20 protein-coding genes are annotated in these 23081 nt (G+C 65.6%); 12 read left to right on the forward strand and 8 right to left on the reverse strand.

Features of this window, described 5'->3' with window-relative positions:
- Positions 1-28: 28 nt before the first annotated feature.
- The 3 genes from GR167_RS01860 to GR167_RS01870 all read left to right on the forward strand — a co-directional run bounded on the left by GR167_RS01860 (position 29) and on the right by GR167_RS01870 (position 4037).
- A complete protein-coding gene (locus GR167_RS01860; RefSeq protein WP_160971753.1) occupies positions 29-1867 on the forward strand; it encodes a peptidylprolyl isomerase in 1839 nt (612 codons plus the stop codon).
- Between the two features lie 16 nt (positions 1868-1883).
- The gene (trpE, locus tag GR167_RS01865; RefSeq protein WP_160971754.1) at positions 1884-3395 is read left to right on the forward strand and encodes an anthranilate synthase component I; all 1512 of its coding nucleotides are present in this window, start codon (positions 1884-1886) and stop codon (positions 3393-3395) included.
- A 96-nt stretch (positions 3396-3491) separates the two neighbouring features.
- The gene (locus GR167_RS01870) at positions 3492-4037 is read left to right on the forward strand and encodes a pseudouridine synthase (RefSeq protein WP_160971755.1); all 546 of its coding nucleotides are present in this window, start codon (positions 3492-3494) and stop codon (positions 4035-4037) included.
- On the opposite strand, the gene GR167_RS01875 is transcribed toward GR167_RS01870, so the two are convergent.
- Positions 4034-5521 (reverse strand): divergent polysaccharide deacetylase family protein, encoded by a 1488-nt coding sequence (locus GR167_RS01875; protein WP_160971756.1) that lies wholly within the window; start codon positions 5519-5521, stop codon positions 4034-4036. The two genes, GR167_RS01870 and GR167_RS01875, sit on opposite strands and share 4 nt — an antisense overlap.
- A gap of 131 nt (positions 5522-5652) precedes the next feature.
- Here GR167_RS01875 and GR167_RS01880 point away from each other — a divergent pair, with 131 nt between their 5' ends.
- From GR167_RS01880 to lexA, 7 genes are all read left to right on the forward strand, one after another.
- Complete coding sequence (locus GR167_RS01880; protein WP_160971757.1) at positions 5653-6234, forward strand: anthranilate synthase component II; 582 nt, start codon at positions 5653-5655, stop codon at positions 6232-6234.
- Positions 6231-7253, forward strand: coding sequence for an anthranilate phosphoribosyltransferase (gene trpD, locus GR167_RS01885; RefSeq protein ID WP_160971758.1), 1023 nt, complete (start codon positions 6231-6233; stop codon positions 7251-7253). The genes GR167_RS01880 and trpD overlap by 4 nt, the downstream gene beginning before the upstream one ends.
- On the forward strand, positions 7250-7900 hold the full coding sequence (locus tag GR167_RS01890; RefSeq protein ID WP_160971759.1) for a uracil-DNA glycosylase: 651 nt from the start codon (positions 7250-7252) through the stop codon (positions 7898-7900). The genes trpD and GR167_RS01890 overlap by 4 nt, the downstream gene beginning before the upstream one ends.
- Positions 7901-7911: 11 nt before the next feature.
- The gene (gene trpC / locus GR167_RS01895) at positions 7912-8724 is read left to right on the forward strand and encodes an indole-3-glycerol phosphate synthase TrpC (RefSeq protein ID WP_160971760.1); all 813 of its coding nucleotides are present in this window, start codon (positions 7912-7914) and stop codon (positions 8722-8724) included.
- Positions 8725-8726: 2 nt separating this feature from the next.
- Positions 8727-9203 (forward strand): cyclic pyranopterin monophosphate synthase MoaC, encoded by a 477-nt coding sequence (gene moaC, locus GR167_RS01900; RefSeq protein WP_160971761.1) that lies wholly within the window; start codon positions 8727-8729, stop codon positions 9201-9203.
- On the forward strand, positions 9200-10372 hold the full coding sequence (locus tag GR167_RS01905) for a molybdopterin molybdotransferase MoeA (RefSeq protein WP_160971762.1): 1173 nt from the start codon (positions 9200-9202) through the stop codon (positions 10370-10372). The genes moaC and GR167_RS01905 overlap by 4 nt, the downstream gene beginning before the upstream one ends.
- Before the next feature lie 80 nt (positions 10373-10452).
- The gene (gene lexA, locus GR167_RS01910; RefSeq protein ID WP_160971763.1) at positions 10453-11145 is read left to right on the forward strand and encodes a transcriptional repressor LexA; all 693 of its coding nucleotides are present in this window, start codon (positions 10453-10455) and stop codon (positions 11143-11145) included.
- Here lexA and GR167_RS01915 read toward each other — a convergent pair.
- Complete coding sequence (locus tag GR167_RS01915; RefSeq protein WP_235915821.1) at positions 11139-13154, reverse strand: ComEC/Rec2 family competence protein; 2016 nt, start codon at positions 13152-13154, stop codon at positions 11139-11141. The genes lexA and GR167_RS01915 overlap by 7 nt on opposite strands.
- A 78-nt stretch (positions 13155-13232) precedes the next feature.
- Here GR167_RS01915 and gltX point away from each other — a divergent pair, with 78 nt between their 5' ends.
- Both gltX and gltA read left to right on the forward strand, forming a co-directional pair.
- A complete protein-coding gene (gltX, locus tag GR167_RS01920) occupies positions 13233-14633 on the forward strand; it encodes a glutamate--tRNA ligase (protein WP_160971765.1) in 1401 nt (466 codons plus the stop codon).
- A gap of 82 nt (positions 14634-14715) precedes the next feature.
- Positions 14716-16011, forward strand: a complete 1296-nt coding sequence (gene gltA, locus GR167_RS01925) for a citrate synthase (RefSeq protein ID WP_160971766.1) — start codon at positions 14716-14718, stop codon at positions 16009-16011.
- A gap of 197 nt (positions 16012-16208) precedes the next feature.
- Here gltA and GR167_RS01930 read toward each other — a convergent pair whose 3' ends face one another.
- From GR167_RS01930 to GR167_RS01955, 6 genes are all read right to left on the reverse strand, one after another.
- Complete coding sequence (locus GR167_RS01930) at positions 16209-17030, reverse strand: ABC transporter ATP-binding protein (protein WP_160971767.1); 822 nt, start codon at positions 17028-17030, stop codon at positions 16209-16211.
- Positions 17027-17920: an ABC transporter ATP-binding protein gene (locus tag GR167_RS01935; protein WP_160971768.1), complete on the reverse strand. Its 894-nt coding sequence runs from the start codon at positions 17918-17920 to the stop codon at positions 17027-17029. Before GR167_RS01935 ends, GR167_RS01930 begins: the two co-directional genes overlap by 4 nt.
- Positions 17917-18783 (reverse strand): ABC transporter permease, encoded by an 867-nt coding sequence (locus GR167_RS01940; RefSeq protein WP_160971769.1) that lies wholly within the window; start codon positions 18781-18783, stop codon positions 17917-17919. Before GR167_RS01940 ends, GR167_RS01935 begins: the two co-directional genes overlap by 4 nt.
- Positions 18776-19783, reverse strand: a complete 1008-nt coding sequence (locus GR167_RS01945; protein WP_160971770.1) for an ABC transporter permease — start codon at positions 19781-19783, stop codon at positions 18776-18778. The genes GR167_RS01940 and GR167_RS01945 overlap by 8 nt, the downstream gene beginning before the upstream one ends.
- Positions 19784-19852: 69 nt before the next feature.
- Positions 19853-21391 carry an ABC transporter substrate-binding protein gene (locus tag GR167_RS01950; RefSeq protein WP_212769808.1) on the reverse strand — a complete coding sequence of 513 codons (1539 nt, stop codon included), beginning with the start codon at positions 21389-21391 and terminating at the stop codon, positions 19853-19855.
- Between the two features lie 140 nt (positions 21392-21531).
- A complete protein-coding gene (locus GR167_RS01955; protein WP_160971771.1) occupies positions 21532-23079 on the reverse strand; it encodes a phytoene desaturase family protein in 1548 nt (515 codons plus the stop codon).
- Between the last annotated feature and the right edge of the window lie 2 nt (positions 23080-23081).

Raw genomic sequence — 23081 nt, forward strand, 5'->3', positions numbered from 1 at the left:
TTCAACGACCAAGGCGTAAGGGATTAGCATGGCGAGCGGTGTTACCTCGAAATCATTCATGTGGGGCCTGATGGGGCTTCTGATCCTGGGTCTTGGCGGGTTTGGCGTCAGCAACCTGTCGGGCAATATCCGCAGCGTCGGCAGCGTCGGCGATGTCGATATCGCGGTCGACGATTACGCCCGCGCCCTGCAGGAAGACATCCGCGCGGTCGAGGCGCAGACCGGCCAGTCGCTGACCTTCGACCAAGTCAAAGCCTTCGGCATCGACGGCAACGTGTTGGGCCGTCTGATCGGCCAGGCCGCGCTGGACAATGAAGCGCAGAAGATCGGCCTGTCGATCGGCGACGAAAACCTCAGCAAGCAGATCTTCGAGATCGACGCCTTCCAGGGGCCGAACGGGTTCGACCGCGAAAGCTACAAATTCGCGCTCGACCAGGCCGGTTTCACCGAGGCGAAGTTCGAAGAATCCCTGCGCGCCGACAGCGTCCGGTCGATCCTGCAAAGCGCGGTGATCAGCGGCGCTTCGATGCCGTCCTCCTATGCCGAAACGCTGGTGGCCTATGCCGCCGAGCGGCGCAATTTCACCTGGGCGCGGCTGAGCGCGGATGACCTGACCACCGCCCTGCCCGAACCGACCGAGGAAGAGCTGGCCGCCTATCACGCGGCCAACGCCGCCGACTTCACCACCCCGGCGATGAAGCGGATCACCTATGCCTGGCTGTCCCCCGACGATCTGGTCGCCGATATCCCGGTCGAGGAAGACCGCATCGTCGCGCTTTACGAAAGCCGCGGCGAGGAATTCAACACCCCCGAACGGCGCCTGGTCGAACGTCTGGTCTATCCCGACGCCACCGCCGCCGAAGCCGCCAAGCTGGCGCTGGAAAACGGCGAGAAGGATTTCGAAACCCTGGTCGCCGATCGCGGTCTGGAACTGCAGGACATCGACATGGGCGATGTCAGCAAGGCTGATCTGGACGCAGCCGGTGGCGCGGTGTTCAACGCCGGGGTCAACGACGTTGTGGGCCCGTTCGACACCGGTCTGGGCCCGGCTCTGTTCCGCGTCAACGGCGTGCTGCCCGGCCAGACCCGTTCGCTGGACGACGTGCGCGATGAGCTGCATGCCGAACTGGCCTCGGACGCCGCGCGGCGCAAGATCGAAACCGTCGCCGAAACCGTCGACGACCTGCTGGCCGGCGGCGCGACGCTGGAGGAACTGCAATCGGAAACCGGCATGAAAATCGCCAGCATCGACTGGCACCAAGACGCGACCGATCCCATCGCCGCCTATGAAGCGTTCCAGGAGGCCGCCGCCAAGGTGCAGGACGGCGATTACCCCGAAGTGATCTATCTCGACGACGGCGGCATCGTGGCGCTGCGGCTGGAACAGGAAATCCCCGCCGAGCTGCAGGACCTGGCCACCGTGCGCGACGCGGTGATCGCAGGATGGGAAGTAGAGGCCACCACCAAGGCGCTGGCCGCACAGGCGCAGGCGCTGATCGAAAAGCTGGTGGCGGGCGAAGACATGGCCGCGCTTGGGCTCACCGCGCAGGTGGAAACCGACATCACCCGCGATCAGTTCATCCCCGATACCGGCGAAGGGTTCCTTGAAACCGTCTTCGGCATGGCCCCCGGCGACATGAGCGTGATCAGCGCCGCCGACAGCGTGGCGATCGTGCGGCTGGACAAGGTGCAGGGCCCGGACAACGCCAATCCCGAAATCGGCAGCTTCCGCGATATGCTGACCCAGCAGGCCGAGGCCGGGATCACCCAGGATCTCTATGCCGCTTACGCCCGCGCGATCCAGAACGAGGCCGGCATCGCGCTGGACCAGACCGCGATTAACGCGGTCCACGCCAATTTCCGCTGAGTGAAGGACCGCCGAAGTGGAACTGATCCCCTCTTACGACGATTTCGCCCGCGCCTATGAGGCGGGCGAGAACCAGATCGTCTATACCCGCCTGGCCGCCGACCTGGACACGCCGGTTTCGCTGATGCTGAAGCTGAGTGGCGCGCAGAAAGACGCCTTCATGCTGGAATCGGTCACGGGGGGCGAAATCCGCGGCCGCTATTCGATCATCGGCATGAAGCCCGACGTGATCTGGCAGTGCCATGGCGAGCAAAGCCGCATCAACCGCGCCGCGCGGTTCGACGCGACTGCCTTCGAGGATCAGGACGGCGATCCGCTGGCCAATCTGCGCGCGCTGATCGCCGAAAGCCGCATCGACCTGCCCGCCGACCTGCCCGCCGCTTCGGCCGGGCTGTTCGGCTATCTGGGCTATGACACGATCCGCCTGGTGGAACACCTGCCCGACGTGAACCCCGACCCGCTGGGCCTGCCCGACGCGGTGATGCTGCGGCCCTCGGTGGTGGCGGTGCTGGACGGGGTCAAGGGTGACGTGACCGTGGTGTCGCCCGCCTGGGCCAGCGACGGGCAATCGGCCCGCGCCGCCTATGCGCAGGCCGCCGAACGGGTGATGGACGCGGTGCGCGACATGGAACGCGCCCTGCCGCAGCAGGCCCGCGACCTGGGCGAGGCCGAAGAATCCGCCCCGCCGCAATCGAATTTCACCAAGTCCGGCTATATGGAAGCGGTGGAGAAGGCCAAGGAATATATCCGTGCCGGCGACATCTTCCAGGTGGTGCCGAGCCAGCGCTGGACGCAGGATTTCCCGCTGCCGCCGTTTGCCCTCTACCGCTCGCTGCGGCGCACCAATCCGTCGCCCTTCATGTTCTATTTCAACTTCGGCGGTTTCCAGGTGGTGGGCGCCAGCCCCGAGATCCTGGTGCGGGTCTTCGACCGCCAGGTCACCATCCGCCCGATCGCGGGCACCCGACCGCGCGGCGCGACGCCGGAAGAGGACAAGGCGCTGGAGGCCGATCTGCTGGCCGACCAGAAGGAACTGGCGGAACACCTGATGCTGCTGGACCTGGGCCGCAACGATGTCGGCCGGGTGGCCAAGATCGGCACCGTGCATCCGACCGAGAAATTCATCATCGAACGCTATTCCCACGTGATGCATATCGTGTCCAACGTGGTGGGTGAGCTGGCCGAGGATCAGGACGCGCTGTCGGCCTTCTTCGCTGGCATGCCCGCGGGCACGGTTTCCGGCGCCCCCAAGGTGCGCGCGATGGAGATCATCGACGAGCTGGAACCGGAAAAGCGCGGCGTCTATGGTGGCGGTCTGGGCTATTTCAGCGCGGGCGGCGACATGGACATGTGCATTGCGCTCAGGACCGCCATCGTGAAGGATCGCAAGCTTTACATCCAGGCCGGTGGCGGCGTGGTCTATGACAGCGATCCGGAAGCCGAGTACATGGAAACGGTGCATAAATCCAACGCGATCCGCCGCGCGGCGGCGGATGCGGCGCGGTTCACCCGCGACGGCAACGCGTGATCAGGCCGGGTTGGGGGCGTTGCCCCCGCCGTTGAAAATCCTTGTATTTTCAACGACTCCCCCGAGGTGTTTGGACCAAGAAAAAGAGGGTTTACGATGACGCGGGTGATCCTGTTCAACAAGCCCTTCGACGTGCTGTCGCAATTCACCGACAAGGGGACCGAAGGGACCAAGCGCGCGACCCTGTCGGATTATATCGACGTGCCCAAGGTCTATCCGGCCGGGCGGCTGGACCGCGACAGCGAGGGGCTGATGGTGCTGACCGACAATGGCCGGTTGCAGGCGCGGATTTCCAACCCGAAGAACAAGATGGAAAAGACCTACTGGGTGCAGGTCGAAGGTACGGTGAGCGACGAGGCGCTGGAACAGCTGCGCCGCGGGGTTGAGCTGAAGGACGGGATGACCCGGCGGGCCAAGGCCGAGCGGCTGGACCCGCCCGATATCTGGCCGCGCAATCCGCCGGTGCGCTTTCGCAAATCGGTGCCCGACAGCTGGCTGTCGCTGACCATCAGCGAGGGGCGCAACCGCCAGGTGCGGCGGATGGCAGCCGCGGTGGGGTTTCCCACCCTGCGGCTGATCCGGGTTCGGATCGGCGATTGGAGCCTTGAGGGGCTGAAACCCGGCCAGTGGCGCGACGCTTAGTCCCGCGCCGCCTTCAGCACTGCCGAAACCGGCGCCAGCGCCACCTGCGCGGCGCGATCCTGCAAGCCCCACAGCAGCAGCGCCGAGATGGTTTCGGCGCGCAGCCGGCCCACCATGATCACCCCGTCTTCCTGCTGGCGCGCCTTGAAGGCGGCCTGATCGAGGAAGCGGCGGATCACCGGGGCCTTCTGCCCGTTGCCGTCGAAATCGCGGAACACGGTGACGGCGGGCACGCCTTCCTTCACGGCCAGTTTCTGCGCCGTGTTGAGCCCCTTGGGGAACAGCACCAGACCATGCCCGGTTTCCGCCAAAAGCGCCGCCGCCTGGTCGGACACCGCGCGGTCGGTCTGCAGGCCGGTCGCGTCGCCTTCCATCACGCCGACAACATCGGGCAATTCGCGCAGGCCCGCGCGCAGCAGCATTTCGGTATCGCCCGCGGTGGCGCCCGCCGGGATATCGGTCAGCGCCAGAACCTCAAACCCGGCGTCGCGATAGCGTTTCATCGCCGCCTGGCCGTCCGTGCTGGTGGCGTCGACCGCGAAGGTCAGCGGATAGGGGAAGCTGGCCAGCGCGTCGTAACCGATCTTGCTGTCGCCGCGATCGATCAGGATGATCGCCATCAGCGGCTTATCCTCGGCATTGTCGAACGGTTCGGAATTGGCGTCGAGCGGCGACAGGGGCGCGGCGGGGTCGAGGCTGACCACCTCCGCCTCGGCGGGCGTTTCCGCCTCCTCGGCGGTGTCGCTTTCGGTCAGGCGGCTGGCCGGGGTGCCGATGCGCGGCGTGGTGCTGTCACCGCCGACGGTCGGCAGTTTCGGGCGCGATACCGGCGTGTCGGGGTCGAGCGCGACGATTTCCGCCGGAACGCGGCCCTCATCGGTCTCGGCCATCGGCGCGGTATCGGTGGCCTCGGTGGCGGGCGTTTCGGGCTCGGCGGCGGGCTCCGCCGGGGTTTCGGCCACCCGCAGTTCCGGTTCGGCCTCTTCCTCGGGCAGCGCGGCGAGTTCGGGTTCTTCCGGCGCGGGCGGCTGCACCAGCGCGGGCACCGCTTCCGGTTCGGTTTCCGGCGCGGGCATCGCGGGCGCCTCGGCGGGAACGGTGGCGATGGGCGCGTCTTCGCCCGCGGTCGCCATCGGCGCCTCGATACTCTCGGACCCTTCGGCGGGCGGCGTCAGCGTGGCCTCGGCGCTTTCCGCCTCGGGCTGTCCTGCGGGGGCGGTGTCGACGGCGATGGCATTGTCGCTGTCGGGCTGCGGTTCCTCGGCGCGGGGTGCCTCTGTCGCGGTTTCCACCGGCGCGCTGTCACCCGGCAGCTCGGCAGCGCGGTCTTCGCGCACGCCGTCAAACCCGCTGCCGGGGGTCGGCGTCACCTCGACCGTTTCCGGCTGCGGCGCCTGTCGCATGGTGGCAAGCGACACCACGCCCGCCGTCATCGCCGACACCGCTGCCCCGACTAGAAATCCGCCCAGTGCTCCTTTGGCCAAGGTCTGCCCCCTCAAGCTTCTGTGTCTCGTATCCTGCGCGGTTTGCCCCCCTTGACGCTCCGGCGCAAGCCTGAACAAGTATAGCGCGACGAAGATGGGCCGAAAGCCCCCGAATTGCAAAGAGTGTCCAGATGCTGCTGCTGATCGATAATTACGACAGTTTCACCTATAACCTCGTCCATTACCTGGGCGAATTGGGTGCGGATATCGAGGTCTGGCGCAACGATGCGATCGACGTGCAGCAAGCGATGGCGATGAAGCCCGCGGGCATCCTGCTGTCGCCGGGGCCCTGCGATCCGGACCAGGCGGGGATCTGCCTGGACCTGACATTGGCGGCGGCGGAAACCAAGACGCCGCTTCTGGGCGTCTGCCTGGGCCATCAGACCATCGGCCAGGCCTTCGGCGGCAAGGTGGTGCGCTGTCATGAAATCGTGCACGGCAAGATGGGGCTGATCCATCACAGCGACAAGGGCGTCTTCAAGGGGCTGCCCAGCCCGTTCGAGGCGACCCGCTATCATTCGCTGGTGGTGGAGCGCGAGAGCCTGCCCGACTGCCTGGAGGTCACCGCATGGCTGGAAGACGGCACCATCATGGGGCTGCAGCATCGCGAGCTGCCAATCCACGGGGTGCAGTTCCATCCCGAATCCATCGCCTCGCAGCACGGGCATAAGCTGCTGCAGAATTTCCTCAATGAAATGAAGGTGCCGGCATGAGCGAAGCTCTGAAACCGCTGATCGGGGCTGCGGCCGAACGCCCATTGACACGGGCCGAGGCGGAAGCGGCCTTCACCATCCTGTTCGAGGGCGAAGCGACCCCGGCGCAGATCGGCGGGCTGCTGATGGCGCTGCGCACCCGCGGCGAAACGGTCGAGGAATACGCCGCCGCCGCCGCCGTGATGATCGCCAAGTGCCACAAGGTGAAGGCGCCCGAGGGCGCCATCGACATCGTCGGCACCGGCGGCGACGGCAAGCACACGCTGAACATTTCCACCGCCACCGCCTTCGTGGTGGCGGGCGCAGGCGTGCCTGTGGCCAAGCACGGCAACCGCAACCTGAGTTCGAAATCGGGCACCGCGGATGTGCAGACCCAGATGGGCATCAACGTGATGGTCGGCCCCGCCGTGGTGCAAAAGGCGCTCGATGAGATCGGCATCGCCTTCATGATGGCGCCGATGCACCATCCGGCGATGGCCCATGTCGGCCCGGCGCGGACCGAGCTGGGCACGCGCACGATCTTCAACATCCTCGGACCGCTGACCAACCCGGCAGGCGTCAAGCGCCAGCTGACCGGCGCGTTTTCGCGCGACCTGATCCGGCCGATGGCCGAAACCCTGGGTACGCTGGGCAGCGAAAAGGCATGGCTGGTGCATGGGTCGGACGGCACCGATGAGCTGACCATCACCGGCAAGAGCTGGGTCGCGGCGCTGGAAGAAGACGGGTCGGTGGTGGACAAGGAAGTCCACCCGGACGATTTCGGCCTGCCGGTGCATTCCTTCGACGCCATCGTCGGCGGTGAGCCGGAAGAAAACGCCGCCGCCTTCCGCGCGCTGCTGGACGGTCACCAATCGGCCTATCGCGACGCGGTGCTGCTGAACGCCGCCGCCGCCATTCACGTGGCGGGCAAGGTCGAGGACCTGAAGGACGGCGTGGCGCTGGCGCGCGAAAGCATCGACAGCGGCGCCGCCAAGGCCAAGCTGGAGGCGCTGGCCCGCATCACCTCGGCGGCGAAGTGACAGGGCTGCCCGATATTGGGGCCTGGCGCGATCTGGAGTTCTTCCGCAGCGACTGGCCCCGGATCGACGCGGCGCTGGCCGCAGACGACCGCCAAATCCTGCCCCCCGCCGCGCAACGCTTCGCGGCGCTGGACCTGACGCCGCCGGAAAGCACCCGGGTGGTGATCCTGGGGCAGGACCCGTACCCGACGCCGGGCCATGCCCACGGGCTGGCTTTTTCGGTGGAACCGGACGTCGCGCCCCTGCCCCGGTCCCTGCGCAATATCTACAAGGAATTGCAGGCCGATCTGGGCGTGACGCGCGACAGCGGCGATCTGCGCGGCTGGGCGCGGCAGGGCGTGTTGCTGCTCAACACCGTGCTCAGCGTGCCCGCGGGCGAGGCGCATGGCCATAAGGGGCTGGGCTGGCAGGCACTGGCGCATCAGGTGCTGGAAAGGACCTCGGAAAAGCCCACCGCCTACATCCTCTGGGGCAAGCCCGCGCAGGCGCTGGCGAAACATATCCGGCCCGGCGATCATCTGATTGTCAAATCGGCACATCCCTCGCCGCTGTCGGCGTCGCGCGGATTTTTCGGCTCGCACCCATTTTCAGCGGTCAATTCATGGCTTAAGAACCAAGGCGAGCCCGAAATCGACTGGGCAAAGTAATCGGAGGCAGCATGACCGGAACGGTTCTCGACAAGATCAAGGCTTACAAGCTGGAAGAAGTGGCCGCCGACAAGCAAGCCAAGCCGCTCGAAGCGGTCGAGGCCGAGGCCCGCGCGGCCAGCCCCGTGCGCCCCTTCGCCGAGGCGCTGCAGAAGGCCAGCCGCACCGGCTATGGCCTGATCGCCGAAATCAAGAAGGCCAGCCCGTCCAAGGGCCTGATCCGCGAAGATTTCAACCCGCCGGAACTGGCGCAGGCCTATGAGGCCGGTGGCGCGACCTGCCTGTCGGTGCTGACCGATACGCCGTCTTTCCAGGGCGCCAAGGAATACCTGGTCGCCGCGCGCGAAGCCGTGTCGCTGCCGGTTCTGCGCAAGGATTTCATGTACGACACCTACCAGGTGGCCGAGGCCCGCGCCTTGGGCGCCGATTGCATCCTGATCATCATGGCCTCTGTCAGCGACGCGCAGGCGCAAGAACTGGAAGAGGCCGCGTTCGGCTGGGGCATGGACGCGCTGATCGAGGTGCATGACGCCGCCGAACTGGACCGCGCCACGCTGCTGAAATCGCCGCTGATCGGTATCAACAACCGCAACCTGAAGACCTTCGAAACCTCTCTCGACACCACCCGCGCCCTGTCGAAACACGTCCCCGCCGACCGCACGCTGGTGTCCGAAAGCGGGCTCAACACGCCCGAGGACCTGGCCGAGATGGCGCGCTATGGCGCGCGCTGCTTCCTGATCGGCGAAAGCCTGATGCGCAACGACGATGTGGAAACCGCCACCCGCGCGCTGCTGGCCCATCCTTTGACCGCGTCGGGGATGTGATCATGGCTGAACTGACCCATTTCGACGCCAAGGGCGACGCCCATATGGTCGACGTGTCGGACAAGGCCGTAACCTCGCGCATCGCCACCGCCGCCGGCTGGGTGCGGATGGCGCAGGACACCTTCGCGATGATTTCCGAAGGCCGGGCCAAGAAGGGCGACGTCCTGGGCGTGGCGCGGCTGGCGGGGATCATGGGGGCCAAGAAGACCCCCGACCTGATCCCTTTGTGCCACCCCCTGCCCGTCACCAAGGTGTCGGTCGACCTGACCCTCGACCCCGACCTGCCCGGCGTGCAGATCGAGGCGACGGTGAAAACCACCGGTCAAACGGGCGTGGAGATGGAAGCGCTGACCGCCGTCAGCACCGCCGCTTTGACCGTCTATGACATGATCAAGGCGGTCGATAAGGCCATGGAAATCGGCGGCATCCGCGTGACGCTTAAGGATGGCGGCAAATCCGGACGGTACGAAGCGTCATGATTTCCGTCACCGAAGCCCAATCGCTGCTGTTCGGCCTGGTCAATCCGCTGGAGCATGAAACCGTGCCGCTGGTGCAGGCCGTGGGCCGGGTGCTGGCCCGGGACGTCACCGCCAAGCGCACGCAGCCGCCCTTCGCCGCCTCGGCGATGGACGGCTATGCGCTGCGCGCCGGTGAGCTGGCCAAGGGCGCCAGCTTCGAGGTGATCGGCGAATCCGCCGCCGGCGCGGGCTTTGCCGGAACGGTGGGGCCGGGACAGGCCGCGCGTATCTTCACCGGTGCGCCGGTGCCCGAAGGCGCCGATTTCGTCGTGCTGCAGGAAGACGTCACCCGCGAGGGCGACACCATCATCATCACCGGCGATACCGGCGACAGCCATAACATCCGCCCCGCTGGCGGCGATTTCAAAACCGGCCACCGCTTCGCCGCGCCGAAACGGCTGGGCCCGGCCGATATCGCGCTGCTGGCGGCGATGAACATCGCCGAGGTGCCGGTGACGCGCAAACCCGTGGTGGCGCTGATTTCCACCGGCAACGAATTGGTGATGCCCGGCGAAACGCCCGGGCCGGATCAGATCATTGCGTCGAACACTTTCGGGCTGAAGGCGATGCTGGATCGCGCCGGGGCCGAAACCCGCATCCTGCCCATCGCGCAGGATACCCCAGAGTCGCTGAAGACCGCGCTGGACTTGGCCGAGGGCGCCGATCTGGTGATCACCATCGGCGGCGCCTCGGTCGGCGATCACGACCTGGTGGCGCGGGTGGCGGCGGATATGGGGCTGGAACGGTCCTTCTACAAGGTGGCGATGCGGCCGGGAAAACCGCTGATGGCCGGGCGCTTGGGTGACGCGATGATGATCGGCCTGCCGGGCAACCCGGTTTCGGCCATGGTCTGCGGCACGCTGTTCGCCGCCCCGGTGGTCGAGGCGATGCTGGGCCTGCCCGCGCGCGCGCCGCAGCGGATGCAGGCGGAACTGGCGGTGGATGTCGCCGCCAACGGGCCTCGCGAACATTACATGCGCGCGATCCTGCAGGATGGGTTGCTGACGCCCTTGCCCAGCCAGGACAGCTCGCTCCTGTCGGTGCTGAGCGCGGCCAACGCGCTGTTGATCCGCCCGGTGCGCGATCCGGCGCAGCCGGCTGGGCATATGATCGAGTATATCCCGATCTGATCCATCCGCCCCTCGGGCGTTGACACAAAACGAGAACAAGTATAGAACAAACCCAAACCGATCATGCCGGAGGGGCGTTCATGCTGACGAAAAAACAGCTCGATCTGCTGCAATTCATCCATAAGCGGATGCAGCGCGATGGCGTGCCGCCATCCTTCGACGAAATGAAGGAGGCGCTGAACCTGCGCTCCAAATCCGGCATTCACCGGCTGATCACCGCGCTGGAAGAACGCGGCTTCATCCGTCGCCTGGCGCATCGGGCCCGCGCGATCGAAATCGTCAAACTGCCCGACAGCATGATGAGCGACAGCGGCTTCACCCCCAAGGTGATCGACGGCGGCCGCCCCGACACCACCCCGCGCGACGCGATCCCGGTCGAGGCGGTGCATGCGATGGAACTGCCGGTGATGGGCCGGATCGCCGCCGGTGTCCCGATCGAGGCGATCAGCCACGCGTCGCATCACGTGGCGGTGCCCGGGTCGATGCTGTCCAGCCAGGGCGAACATTACGCGCTGGAGGTCAAAGGCGATTCGATGATCAACGCGGGCATCAATGACGGCGACGTGGTGGTGATCCGCGAAACCAGCACCGCGAAGGACGGCGACATCGTTGTGGCGCTGGTCGAAGATCACGAAGCGACGCTGAAAACCTTCCGCCGCAACGGCGCCAGCATCGCGCTGGAAGCCGCCAACCCGGCCTATGAAACCCGCGTCCTGCCCGCCGACAAGGTCAAGGTGCAGGGCCGCCTGGTCGGCCTGATCCGCACCTACTGAGACTTGTAGGAGGTCCAGGGCCTGTCGCCCGCCAGTTGGCGGGCGGTGACGATCCTGGGCGCTTTCTCCTTCCCCCCGTCCCCCCCGAAATAGACCGCCACCGCGCCGGTGCCGCGCAGCTTGGCGGGATCGAAGACGCGGCAGGGCAGCTCCTTGTCGATCACTTCACTGCTGACCAGCCAGATATCCGGGCCGCAACCGGCGCTTTCGGCGGCGCGTTTGCCCGACAGGGCCTGCACCGGCGTCGCGTCCGGCCAGCGGGTGGCGGCGATGGGTTGCTGCGCCGGGTCGCCATCGTTTTCCAACCAGATTTCGGCGACGAAGCTTGATCCTTTTTCCTTGCTCAGCGCCCTGCCCTTGTCGGTCATCACCCCGGCCAGCGCACCGTTTTCCGCGATCAGCAGATCGGGCCGGTCGGTTCGCGCCCAGAGCAGCAGCGCCAGAGCCACCGGGGCAAGCCCAGCCCAGTTGAACCGCCCGCGCCACAGGATCAGCAGAAGCGCCCCAGACGCAAAGACCGGCAACACGACCCAATCGGGGCTGATCACCATCCGCACCGCATCGTCGCGCGCCGCCACAACATGCGCCACGCCCAGGATCCAATCCAACCCCAGCCCCATCAGCCACAGCACCGGCGCCTCGGCCCCGAGCGGCATCAGGAGCGCCGCCAGCACCGCCGCCGGCATCACCAGAACGCCCATCAGCGGCACCGACAACAGGTTGGCGGGCAGGCCCAGGACCGCGATCTGGTTGAAATGCGCCGCCGCGAAGGGCGCGGTGGCCGCCCCCGCCACCGCCGAGGACAGGCAAACCGCCAGCACCGGCCGCCAGAAGCCGCGCCCCGCCATCCAGCCGGCATCGCGCAACCGCCCGAACACGAAGACCAGCGCGGTGGTGGCGGCAAAAGACATCTGGAATCCGGGGCTGAGCAGGCTTTCGGGCCTGAGTAGCAGCACCACGATAGCCGCCACCGCCACCGCGCGCAGCGACAGCGCCCGGCGGTCGAACACCACCGCCAGCAGCACCACCGCCACCATGACGAAGGCCCGTTCGGTCGCCACGTTGCCGCCCGACAGCGCCAGGTATCCCGCCGCCACCGTCAGGGCGGCAAGCGCCGCGATCTTCTTGGCCGGAACCCGCAGCCCGATCGCAGGCACCAGCGCCAGCAACACGCGGATCGAGGCAAAGACGAACCCCGCCACCAGCCCCATGTGCAGCCCAGAAATCGCCAGCAGATGCGCCAGGTTGGCCCGGCGCAGATCGCGCAGCACATCCTGCCCGATGCCGGAGCGGTCACCGGTCATCAGCGCCGCGGCGAAGGCCCCGGTTTCGCCCGGCAACGCCGCCTGCACCCGCGCCGACAGGGCCAAACGCGCCGCCACCAGTGGCAGACCGGACCGGCGCGGTTCCAGAAGCAGCACCGGCGTGCGGGTATAGCCCACCCCGCCGATGCGCTGAAACCAGGCGTGGCGCTGAAAATCGAAGCCCCCCGGTTCGGCAGGGCCTGAGGGCGGCGACAGATGCGCGGTCAGGATCACCACCTCGCCCGCACCGGGGCTGTGCCAGTGCTGATCGCCATGCAGGGACACCCGAATCCGCGCCGGGGTCTCATCGCGCGCATGATCGTCCAGCACCACCCGGTCCAGCGTCAGCCGCACCGCGTCGCTGCCCGAGCGGTCGATGGCGATCACCCGGCCCTGAACCGGGCCGTAATAACGGTATTGCAAAACGGGCGCCGCCACCCAATGCGCCCGCCCCGCCGCCAACACCTCGCCGCTGGCGATCAGCGTCAGCGCCCAGAACAGCGGCGACACCGCTGGCCCTGCCCACAGCGCCAGCCCGCCAGCCACAAGCGCCAGCGCGCCGATCCCGGCCTGCAGCCCCAGCGACGGTTCCACCGACCAGCAGAAATACCCGCCGATCCCGGCCCCGAGGGCCACCGGAACCCAGGGGAACAGCGCCCCCCGCTGCGCCACAAGCGCCATTGCGATCCGCGCGAAGAGTGCCAAGTCTTGTCCTTGCATCGGCAGGTGGATAGACAGGCGGAAACGCTAACCCCGCATTGGTTATCGAAAGGTTAAATCCAGATGTCCTCACAAGTCGTGACCCGCTTCGCCCCCTCGCCCACCGGCTTCCTTCATATCGGCGGCGCGCGCACCGCGCTGTTCAACTGGCTCTATGCCCGCGGTCGCGGCGGCAAGTTCCTGCTGCGGATCGAAGACACCGACCGCGAACGGTCCACCCCCGAAGCGACCGAGGCGATCCTGAAGGGGCTCGACTGGCTGGGGCTGGACCATGACGGCGACGTGATCAGCCAGTTCGAAAACGCAGCCCGCCATACCGAGGTGGCGCAGCAACTGCTGGCCGAGGGCAAAGCGTATAAATGCTTCGCCACCCAGGACGAAATCCAGGCCTTCCGCGATGCCGCCCGGGCCGAGGGCAAATCGACCCTCTACCGCAGCCCGTGGCGCGACGCCGCCCCGGAAACCCATCCCGACGCGCCCTATGTGGTGCGGATCAAGGCGCCGCAGGGCGGCGAAACGGTGATCCGCGATCAGGTGCAGGGCGACGTGACGATCCGCAACGATCAGCTCGACGACATGGTGCTGTTACGTTCCGATGGCACCCCGGTCTACATGCTGGCCGTTGTCGTCGATGACCATGATATGGGCGTGACCCATGTGATCCGGGGGGATGACCACCTGAACAATGCCGCGCGCCAGATGATGATCTATGACGCGATGGGCTGGGACGTGCCGGTCTGGGCGCATATCCCGCTGATCCACGGGCCGGACGGCAAGAAGCTCAGCAAACGCCACGGCGCGCTTGGCGTCGACGAATACCAGAAAATGGGCTACCCGGCGGCGGGGATGCGCAATTACCTGGCCCGCCTGGGCTGGAGCCATGGCGACGACGAATTCTTCACCGACGACCAGGCGAAGGAATGGTTCGACCTGGGCGGAATCGGCAAATCCCCGGCCCGGTTCGACTTCAAGAAACTGGAAAACCTCAGCGGTCAGCACATCGCGGCTTCGGACGATGCTGCGCTGCTGCATGAGCTTCAGGCCTTCCTTGCCGCGACCGGTGAACCGGCGCTGAGCGACGACAAGGTCGTAGTTCTACGTAAGGCGATGTACTGCCTGAAAACCGGCGCCAAAACTTTCCCGCAACTGATTGAAAAGGCTGAATTTGCCCTGGCCGACCGGCCGATACAGCCGGACGAGAAAGCGGCCAAGAACCTGGACGATGTATCCCGTAGTATACTGATGGAATTGACGCCGCATTTGCAAAATGCTAGCTGGTCGCGGGATGATCTGGAAGGCGTTGCCAACCAGTTCGCGGAAGCGCGGGACATGAAGTTCGGCAAGCTGGCCGGCCCTTTGCGGGCGGCACTGGCGGGCCGCGCGGCGACGCCGAGCGTTTTCGACATGATGCTGGTCCTCGGGCGGGAGGAAACGATCGCCCGGCTGACCGACGCCGCAGGCTGAGGGGCGCCCTGCCCTGCCTGCGTAAAAAGAACATAAACGCCCGTGCCACCCGGCACAGAGGCCTCGTGATGAAGGGAATACAATGACCGAAACCACCAAAACCGCAACGCTGAGTTTTGACGGCAAGACGCTTGAATTGCCCATGTTCACCCCGACCGCGGGCCCCGATGTCATCGACATCCGCAAGCTTTACTCCCAGGGCCACGTGTTCACCTACGACCCCGGCTTCACCTCGACCGCGTCCTGCGACAGCACCATCACCTTCATCGACGGCGACGAAGGCGTGCTGCTGCATCGCGGCTACCCGATCGACCAGCTGGCGGGCAAATCGCACTTCCTCGAAGTGTGCTACCTGCTGCTGTACGGTGAACTGCCCTCGGCGGCGGAACTGGAAAAGTTCGAAACCACCATCACCCGCCACACCATGATCCACGAACAGATGCACAATTTCTTCCGTGGCTTCCGCCGCGACGCGCATCCGATGGCGGTCATGGTCGGCGTGGTCGGCGCGATGGCGGCCTTCTATCACGATTCCACCGACGTGTCGGACCCGCAGCAGCGCGAAATCGCGTCGCACCGGCTGATCGCCAAGATGCCGACCATCGCCGCGATGGCCTATAAGTATTCGATCGGTCAGCCCTTCGTGTATCCGCGCAACGATCTGGATTACGCGGCGAACTTCCTGCACATGTGCTTCAGCGTGCCGGCCGAGGAATACCACGTGAACCCGATCCTGAGCCGCGCGATGGACCGGATCTTCACCCTGCATGCCGATCACGAACAGAACGCGTCGACCTCGACCGTGCGTCTGGCATCAAGCTCGGGCGCCAACCCGTTCGCCTGTATCGCCGCCGGCATCGCCTGCCTGTGGGGTCCGGCCCATGGCGGCGCCAACCAGGCCTGCCTGGAAATGCTGCGCGAAATCGGCACCCCCGACCGCATCCCCGAATTCATCGAACGCGCCAAGGACAAGAACGATCCGTTCCGTCTGATGGGCTTCGGTCACCGCGTCTACAAGAACATGGACCCGCGCGCGACCGTGATGAAGCAATCGGCGGACGAGGTTCTGGAACTGCTGGGTGTCGAAGACAACCCGCTGCTGCAGGTCGCCAAGGAACTGGAACAGATCGCGCTGAACGATCCCTACTTCAAAGAGAAGAAGCTGTTCCCGAACGTCGATTTCTACTCGGGCATCATCCTCGAGGCGATGGGCTTCCCGACCTCGATGTTCACCCCGATCTTCGCGCTGTCGCGCACCGTCGGCTGGGTCAGCCAGTGGAAGGAAATGATCGCCGATCCTCAGAACAAGATCGGCCGTCCGCGTCAGCTGTACCTGGGCGAAACCGCCCGCGATTACGTGGACGTGGAAGACCGCTGAGCTGCCCATCTGTCGAATTGAAAACGCCCCGGTCCTGCCGGGGCGTTTTTCTTTGCGGGCCGGGCTGATCACCGATCCGGGGCCGGGTCTGAAACCGGGCTGACGCACCCTGCCCCAAAACGATGACAGCCCGCGCGGTGATTTCCACCGCGCGGGCTGTTTGTTTCGTCACCCGGCTTGCGCGCCGGACCAAAGGCTCAGTCGAACCAGGCGTCGTCGAGTTCCGGCAGCGGGATCGCGCCCAGCAGGGACTTGGTGATGTCGGATTTCGGCGCCTCGAAGACCTGTTCCACCGGCCCCTGATCGACGATTTCGCCGTGGTTCAGCACGATCACCTCGTCGCACAGATGCCGGATCACCGACAGGTCGTGACTGATGAAGGCGACGGTCAGCCCCATGTCGCGGGCCAGGTCCTTGAGCAGGGACAGCACCTGCGCCTGGCTCGACACGTCCAGCCCCGACACGATCTCATCGGCCAGGATGAAGCGTGGCTCCAGCGCGATGGCGCGTGCGATGCCGACCCGCTGACGCTGACCGCCGGACAATTCATGCGGGTAGCGGTCGCCAAAGGCGGCAGGCAGCCCTACCTTGGTCAGCGCGGTGATGGCATCTTCCTTGGTGCCGCCCCGGCCGTAGCGTTTCATCGGCTGCGCGATGATACGCCAGACCTTGTGCCGCGGGTTCAGCGACGACATCGGGTCCTGGAAAATCATCTGCAGGTCGCGGCGCAGCGGGCGCAGCGCGTCCTCGCTCAGATGGGCGATATCGGTGCCGTCGAACAGAACCTCGCCCGAATCCGGTTCCAGCAGCCGCACCAATACCCGGCCCAGCGTCGATTTCCCCGATCCGCTTTCGCCGACGATGCCGGTGATCTTGCCATCGGGAATGTCGATGCTGAACCCCTTGAGCACCTCGATCCGCGGCGCCGCCCCGATCAGCGGCTTATGCGCCCGGTCGGGAAAGGACAGGCGCAGGTTGCGCACCGAAAACAACGGCTTGTTGGGTGTTGTCGTGGTCATCTGCTGCCCCCCTGATAAAGCGCGTCATCCTGCGCGATCTGCTGATGCAGGTCGGAAATCAGCGACGCGGGCACCGGCGAGAACGGGCGTTCCAGATCGGCATAGCTCGGCGTCGCGGCGATCAGCGCGCGGGTATAGGGATGCTGCGGATTGGTGAAGACCTCCCTGGTGGTGGCGTCCTCCATCACCTTGCCGGCGAACAGCACCGTCACCTTCTGGCTGATCTTGGCGACCACGCCCATGTCATGGGTCACGAACAGGACCGCCGTGCCGGTTTCGCGCTGCAATTCGCGGATCAGCCGCAGGATCTGTTTCTGCACCGTCACGTCCAGCGCCGTCGTCGGTTCGTCCGCCACGATCAGCCGTGGCGACGGCGCGAAGGCGGCGGCGATCAGGATGCGCTGACGCATGCCGCCCGACAATTCGTGCGGATAGCTGTTCATCACCCGTTCCGGCGCCCGGATATGCACCCGGTCCAGCAGGTCGAGCGCGCGGGCCTTTGCCTTGTCGGCGCTCCAGCCGTGGATGCGGATCAGCGGATCGATGATCTGCGGCCCGATCTTGCGCACCGGGTTCAGCGCGGTCAGCGGGTCCTGCGGGATCAGCGCCGCGGTCTGCGCCACGGTACTGCGGCGGGTCCAGGGCGTCATCGCGTTGAGGTGCTGGCCCTCCAAGATGATCTCTCCCTCTGTGACCCGCAGGTTGCCAGGCAGGATGCCCAGAACCGCCTTGCCGATCATCGACTTGCCGGCGCCGGATTCCCCCACCAGCGCGCGCACTTCGCCGGGTTCCAGCGACAGCGACACGTCGCGCAGGATGCGCACGCCATTGGGCAAGGCGATGTTCAGCTTGATCACGTCAAGCGCAGTTTTGTGATTGGTTACGGTCATTGCAGCACCGGGTCGAAACGTTGTTTGAGACCCTCGCCAAGCGTCGAAAAGCTCAGCACGGTCAGGAAAAGCGCGATCAGCGGGAACAGCAGCACCCACCAGGCGAAGTGGATGGCGTTGCGCCCTTCGGCGATCATCGACCCCCAGGTCGGATCGTCCGAGGAAATCGACAGGTTCACGAAGCTCAGGATCGCCTCGACGATCACCGCGATACCCATTTCCAGCATCAAGAGCGCGATGATCGAGGGCATCACGTTGGGCAGGATTTCACTGGCCAGCGTCGCCACCCGGCGCGCGCCGCCGATACGGGAACTGTCGACGTAATCCATCCGCGACTGCACCATGGTTTCGGCCCGGATCACCCGGGCGAAGCGGGTCCAGTCGATCAGCGCGATCGCTGCGATCACCGATCCCAGCCCGGTGCCCATGACGGCGACCAGCAGCACCGCGAACAGCACCGGCGGGAAGGCCATCCAGATATCGACAAGCCGCGAAATCACCCGATCCCACCAGCCGCCGAAATATCCCGCGACAAGGCCCAGCACCGACCCGAACAGGCAGGTCACCGTCGCCGCGATCAGGCTGACGAACAAAGCGATCCGCGCGCCATAGATCATCCGCGACAGCACGTCCCGGCCCAGGCTGTCGGTGCCGAGCCAGTAGCCCGGTTCGGTGCCCGCGATGAAGAACGGCGGCAGACGTTCGAGCATGAGATCCTGTTCCAGCGGGTCATGCGGCGCCACCAGCGGCGCCAGGATCGCGGCCGCAGCGACAATCCCCAGCCACAGAAGCGGCAGCCAGAGCCGTAGGTTGAGCTTGCCCGAGCGGCGCGCGCGCGGGGCGGAAAGAGTGGTATCAGCCATGACGGAGCCTCGGGTTCAGAAGGGTGTAGGACAGATCGACGATCAGGTTGATCACGATGAACAGCGCCGCAAACAGCAGCACGATCCCCTGGATCAGCGGCAGGTCGCGGTTGATCACCGCGTCGATCGCCATGTTGCCCAGGCCCTCATAGGCGAACAACCGTTCCACGATCACCGTGCCGCCGATCAGGAAGGTGAACTGCACCCCCACCAGCGTCAGCGTCGGCAGCGCCGCGTTGCGCAGCGCCTCGCGCAGGATCACGGCGGTTTCGCCGAAACCGCGCACCCGCGCCAGCGTGGTGTAATCCTGCACCAGCACCTCCTTGAGGTTCTGCTTGAGCAGTTGCGCGATCATCGCCGCCAGCGGCAGCGCCAGCGACATCGCGGGCATCAGCATATGGGCCAGCGTCGATCCGACCACGTCGAACCGGCCGCGCAGCAGGCCCTCGAAGACATAGAAATTGGTGGTGAAATCGATATCCAGCCGCGGGTCCACCCTGCCCGAGATCGACAGCACCGGCCACAGCACGCCGAAGATCAGCACGAAGACCAGCCCCCACAGGAAATCGGGGATCGACAGCACCGCGCCGCTGACCAGGTCGACCCCGACCTCGGTCCCCGATCCGCGTTTGCGCGCGCCGATCACCGCAGCGATCCCGCCAAGCGCCACCGCGATCAGCAGCGCCATCAGCGACAGTTCCAGCGTCGCGGGCAGCCGCCCCAGCACCAGCTGATCGACCGGCTGGCGCAGCGTGATGGAGGTGCCGAAATCGCCCTGCAACACGCCACCCAGCCAGATGACGAATTGCTGCGGCAGGCTCTTGTCGAAGCCATAGAGCGCCTTGAGATTTTCGATATCCGCCTCGGTCGCGCCCGGCGGCAGCATCATGGCAATCGGGTTGCCCGGCGCGACGCGCACGAGGGTGAAGACCACGACAGCGACACCGAACAGGGTCACCGCCGTCGTGATCAGACGGATCAGAACGGTTTTGAGGAGCATGGAAGCCTCCGGTCTTCAAAAGGTGCGGGCCAGGAAAGACCCGGCCCGCACAGGTGAGCCCGACGGGGATCAGGCTTGACCAACAGCCTGCGGCAGCAGATCGCCGGAGGTGTAAGGCGTGACGGTGACATTGGACGCGAAGACGACCGGCATCACATATTGCAGCAGCGGGATCACATAGCCCTCTTCCGCGATATATTTGGACACCGCCTTGTAGCCCGCGATCCGCTTGTCTTCGTCCGGTTCGACGAACAGCGGCCCGATCTTTTCGACCAGGTCGGCGCTGTCCCACACCGCGTGCGGCGACGGGCCGAACATCGAGAACCCGGTCGAGGTCGACGGGTCGCCGATCGAATTGCCCCAGTTGTAGAAGGCCGCAGGCGCCAGCGTGTCGGCCGCGCGCAGCTCGTAGTGCTTGGCGATCTCGTAGACCTCGATCTCGGCCTCGATGCCGACCTTGCGCCACATGCCGACGACCGCCTGGATCATTTCGTAATCCTTCGGCTTGAAGCCGCGGGTGGTCTGGATGGTGAATTTCACCGGGTTGTCGGTGGAATAGCCCGACGCGGCCAGCAGGTCCTTGGCCTTTTCGGGATCATACTCGACCTGGATGCTGTCGTCATAGGCAGCATAGCCCGGCACTTCGAGCGTCGAGATCGGCACGCCGTAGCCGCGCAGCAGGCGGTCGATGATCAGCTGCTTGTTGATCGCGTGATGAGCGGCAAGGCGCACGTTCTTGTCCAGCATCACGTCGATATCGTTGAGGAAGATCATGCCGATATCGGTGACCGGCACCGCTTCGCCCGACAACCCGTCCTTGGCGATCAGGCGGTCGTATTCCTCGTAGGGGATGTTGGTGGTGATGTCGGAATTTCCCGATTCCACCTCGGCCACGCGCGACGCGGCATCGGTGACGAATTTGACGGTCACGGTTTCGAACGCCGGTGCGTCGCCCCAGTAATCGGGGAAGGCTTTCAGCCGCACATAGGCGCCCTGTTCGAACGCGTCGACCATGTAGGGGCCGGTGCCGACCGGGGCCTTTTCGAACCCTTCCGCGCCGACCTCTTCGTAGTATTTCTTCGGCAGAACGAAGGCGGTCAGGAAGGCCATCCACTTGAACAGTGCCGGCTCGAACGCCAGCACGTCGGCGGTGATGACATTGCCGTCGATCACGTAATTGCCGATCTTGCCCCAGACGAACTGCATCGGGTTGCCGGTTTCGGGATTGCCCGCGCGCTCCAGCGACCAGACGATGTCTTCGGGGGTGAAATCGTCGCCATTGTGCCATTTGACGCCCTCACGGACGGTCATGGTGATCTTGGTCTTGTCTTCGCTGAAGCCCCATTCGGTCAGCAGGCCGGGACCGAAGGACAGATCGGGGCCCTGCGCGATATAGCGGTCGAAAACGGCAAGGAAGATCGACTGCAGCGCCGGGTTGACGGCGGACGGACCGGTGGTCGGGTCCCAGCTCTGGACCGGCAGGTTATAGGCGATGGTCAGGGCCTTGCCGCCCTCGGCCAGAAGCCCGGAACCCGAGGCCAGAAGCGCGGTCAGGGCGACCGAGGCCCCCATGAACCCGCGACGGGTCAGATGTGAATTCGAAGTCATGTTTCGTCTCTCCTGTTGACGGTTGTCGGTTGACGGCCCGTTGTCCGGACTCGTTGGAAGTGGTTGTTTTTACTTTAGATATGATATTTCATATTTAAAGTTAAAAGATGTGGAGCAGCCCGCTTTTATCGTTCGACCGCCTATTTGATGTCCTGTGCCGCGAAGAATCCCGATCCTGCGCCGGTTCCGGCGCCGGGCCAGCAGGCCGCGCCGATCATCTGCAGACCGGCAATCGGGGTATGCCCGTCCGAGAAGCCGCGAACCGGGCGATAAAGGAAGTTCTGGCTCAGGTGATGGGAGCCGCAAATCTGGTCGCCACCGACAAGGTTGGGGTTGCCAGCTTCCAGATCCAGCGGCGACACGGTGGTTTGCGCAAGGATCGTATCGCGGAAGCCCGGCGCCTGTTCCTCGATCAGGTCGAGCGCCCGATCTGCCATGGCCACCTTTGCATCCTCCCAGTTTCGCGAAGAAATTTCACCCTTCGCGTCGCCCTTGATCTCGCCCGGGACCATCCGGACCTGCACCCAAAGGGTCTGTTTGCCCTCCGGCGCGCGGGACGGATCGAACAGGGTCGGCTGCCCGACCACCAGCAGCGGATTGGACGGCAACAGCCCGGCCGCGGCCTGCGCATAGGTCAGCGAGGCGGTGTCGATGGTGCGCCCGATATGGACATAGGCGTATTTGCCCAAGGCCCCCGCTGTCCACGGCACCGGCGCGTCGAGCGCGAGGTGTATCATCATCGTGCCGGGCGCGTGGCTGAAGTTTTCCATGCCCCGGTCGAACCGCGCATCGCCGGAATTCCCGCCGATCAGCCGCAGCAGGTGTTTCGGCGCCAGCGCCGCCAGAATGGTTGAAGCTTCGATTTTCTTGCCATTCACCACGACACCGGTTGCGCGGCCACCCTGATGGGTGATCTCGCTTACCTCGGCGTTGCAGGTGACGGAACCGCCATGCGCCTCGATCATGCTGACCAGCGCGCGGGTGGCGACATCCGCGCCGCCCTTGCCGATCACCATGCCCATGGCCTGACCGCCCATTGCCTCCAGATAGGGAAAGATCGCGCCGCCCGCGATGTCGGGCGCGAAATCCAGATGCATCCCCCAGGTCGACAGCGCGGTGCGCAGCCGGGGGTCCTCAAAAGTTTCATCCAGCCAGGCACGCGGCGAAGTCATCAGGAACCGCGCCACGTCGAGGCTTTTGGCGGTGCCGAGCGCGCGCCATTTCGACCACAGGAATTTTGCCAGCGGCCAGCGCTTCATCGGCGTGCCCAACAGCCCGCCGACAACGCCCGCGCGTTCCGGGAAATCCTCCATCAGCGCGCGCCAGGTCGCCTTGTCCGCCTCGGACCCGAACGTCGCCAGCGTTTCATCCAGATCGGTAGACACGCCAAGGTAATCGCCCGGTTCCATCGCCTGCGCGAAGGGGTGCGAGATGGGCACGAATTCCATCCCGTGTTTCGCCATCTCCGCCCCGTGTTTCGCCATGAAGCCCGAGCCCGCGAACATCGACAGGTTCATCGCCGCAACGTCATGGCGGAACCCCGGCAGGGTCAGTTCCTCGGTCCGCACCGCGCCGCCCGGGGTGGGCCCGCGCTCATAGACCCGTACGGATTTGCCGCGCGCGGCCAAATCCGCGGCAGCGACCAGCCCGTTGATCCCGGACCCGATGATGACGATTGGCTTGCCCATGA

Origin of the sequence: Thalassovita mangrovi (assembly GCF_009857745.1) — a bacterium.
Classification (GTDB): Bacteria; Pseudomonadota; Alphaproteobacteria; order Rhodobacterales; family Rhodobacteraceae; genus Thalassobius; species Thalassobius mangrovi.

Excerpts from the sequence above, each read along its gene's own strand:
- GR167_RS01860 (WP_160971753.1), top strand. The coding sequence starts at position 29 with ATGGCGAGCGGTGTTACCTCGAAATCATTCATGTGGGGCCTGATGGGG.
- GR167_RS01870 (WP_160971755.1), top strand. The coding sequence starts at position 3,492 with ATGACGCGGGTGATCCTGTTCAACAAGCCCTTCGACGTGCTGTCGCAA.
- GR167_RS01880 (WP_160971757.1), top strand. The coding sequence starts at position 5,653 with ATGCTGCTGCTGATCGATAATTACGACAGTTTCACCTATAACCTCGTC.
- trpD (WP_160971758.1), top strand. The coding sequence starts at position 6,231 with ATGAGCGAAGCTCTGAAACCGCTGATCGGGGCTGCGGCCGAACGCCCA.
- trpC (WP_160971760.1), top strand. The coding sequence starts at position 7,912 with ATGACCGGAACGGTTCTCGACAAGATCAAGGCTTACAAGCTGGAAGAA.
- moaC (WP_160971761.1), top strand. The coding sequence starts at position 8,727 with ATGGCTGAACTGACCCATTTCGACGCCAAGGGCGACGCCCATATGGTC.
- GR167_RS01905 (WP_160971762.1), top strand. The coding sequence starts at position 9,200 with ATGATTTCCGTCACCGAAGCCCAATCGCTGCTGTTCGGCCTGGTCAAT.
- lexA (WP_160971763.1), top strand. The coding sequence starts at position 10,453 with ATGCTGACGAAAAAACAGCTCGATCTGCTGCAATTCATCCATAAGCGG.
- gltX (WP_160971765.1), top strand. The coding sequence starts at position 13,233 with ATGTCCTCACAAGTCGTGACCCGCTTCGCCCCCTCGCCCACCGGCTTC.
- gltA (WP_160971766.1), top strand. The coding sequence starts at position 14,716 with ATGACCGAAACCACCAAAACCGCAACGCTGAGTTTTGACGGCAAGACG.
- GR167_RS01930 (WP_160971767.1), bottom strand. The coding sequence starts at position 17,030 with ATGACCACGACAACACCCAACAAGCCGTTGTTTTCGGTGCGCAACCTG.
- GR167_RS01935 (WP_160971768.1), bottom strand. The coding sequence starts at position 17,920 with ATGACCGTAACCAATCACAAAACTGCGCTTGACGTGATCAAGCTGAAC.
- GR167_RS01940 (WP_160971769.1), bottom strand. The coding sequence starts at position 18,783 with ATGGCTGATACCACTCTTTCCGCCCCGCGCGCGCGCCGCTCGGGCAAG.
- GR167_RS01945 (WP_160971770.1), bottom strand. The coding sequence starts at position 19,783 with ATGCTCCTCAAAACCGTTCTGATCCGTCTGATCACGACGGCGGTGACC.
- GR167_RS01950 (WP_212769808.1), bottom strand. The coding sequence starts at position 21,391 with ATGACTTCGAATTCACATCTGACCCGTCGCGGGTTCATGGGGGCCTCG.
- GR167_RS01955 (WP_160971771.1), bottom strand. The coding sequence starts at position 23,079 with ATGGGCAAGCCAATCGTCATCATCGGGTCCGGGATCAACGGGCTGGTC.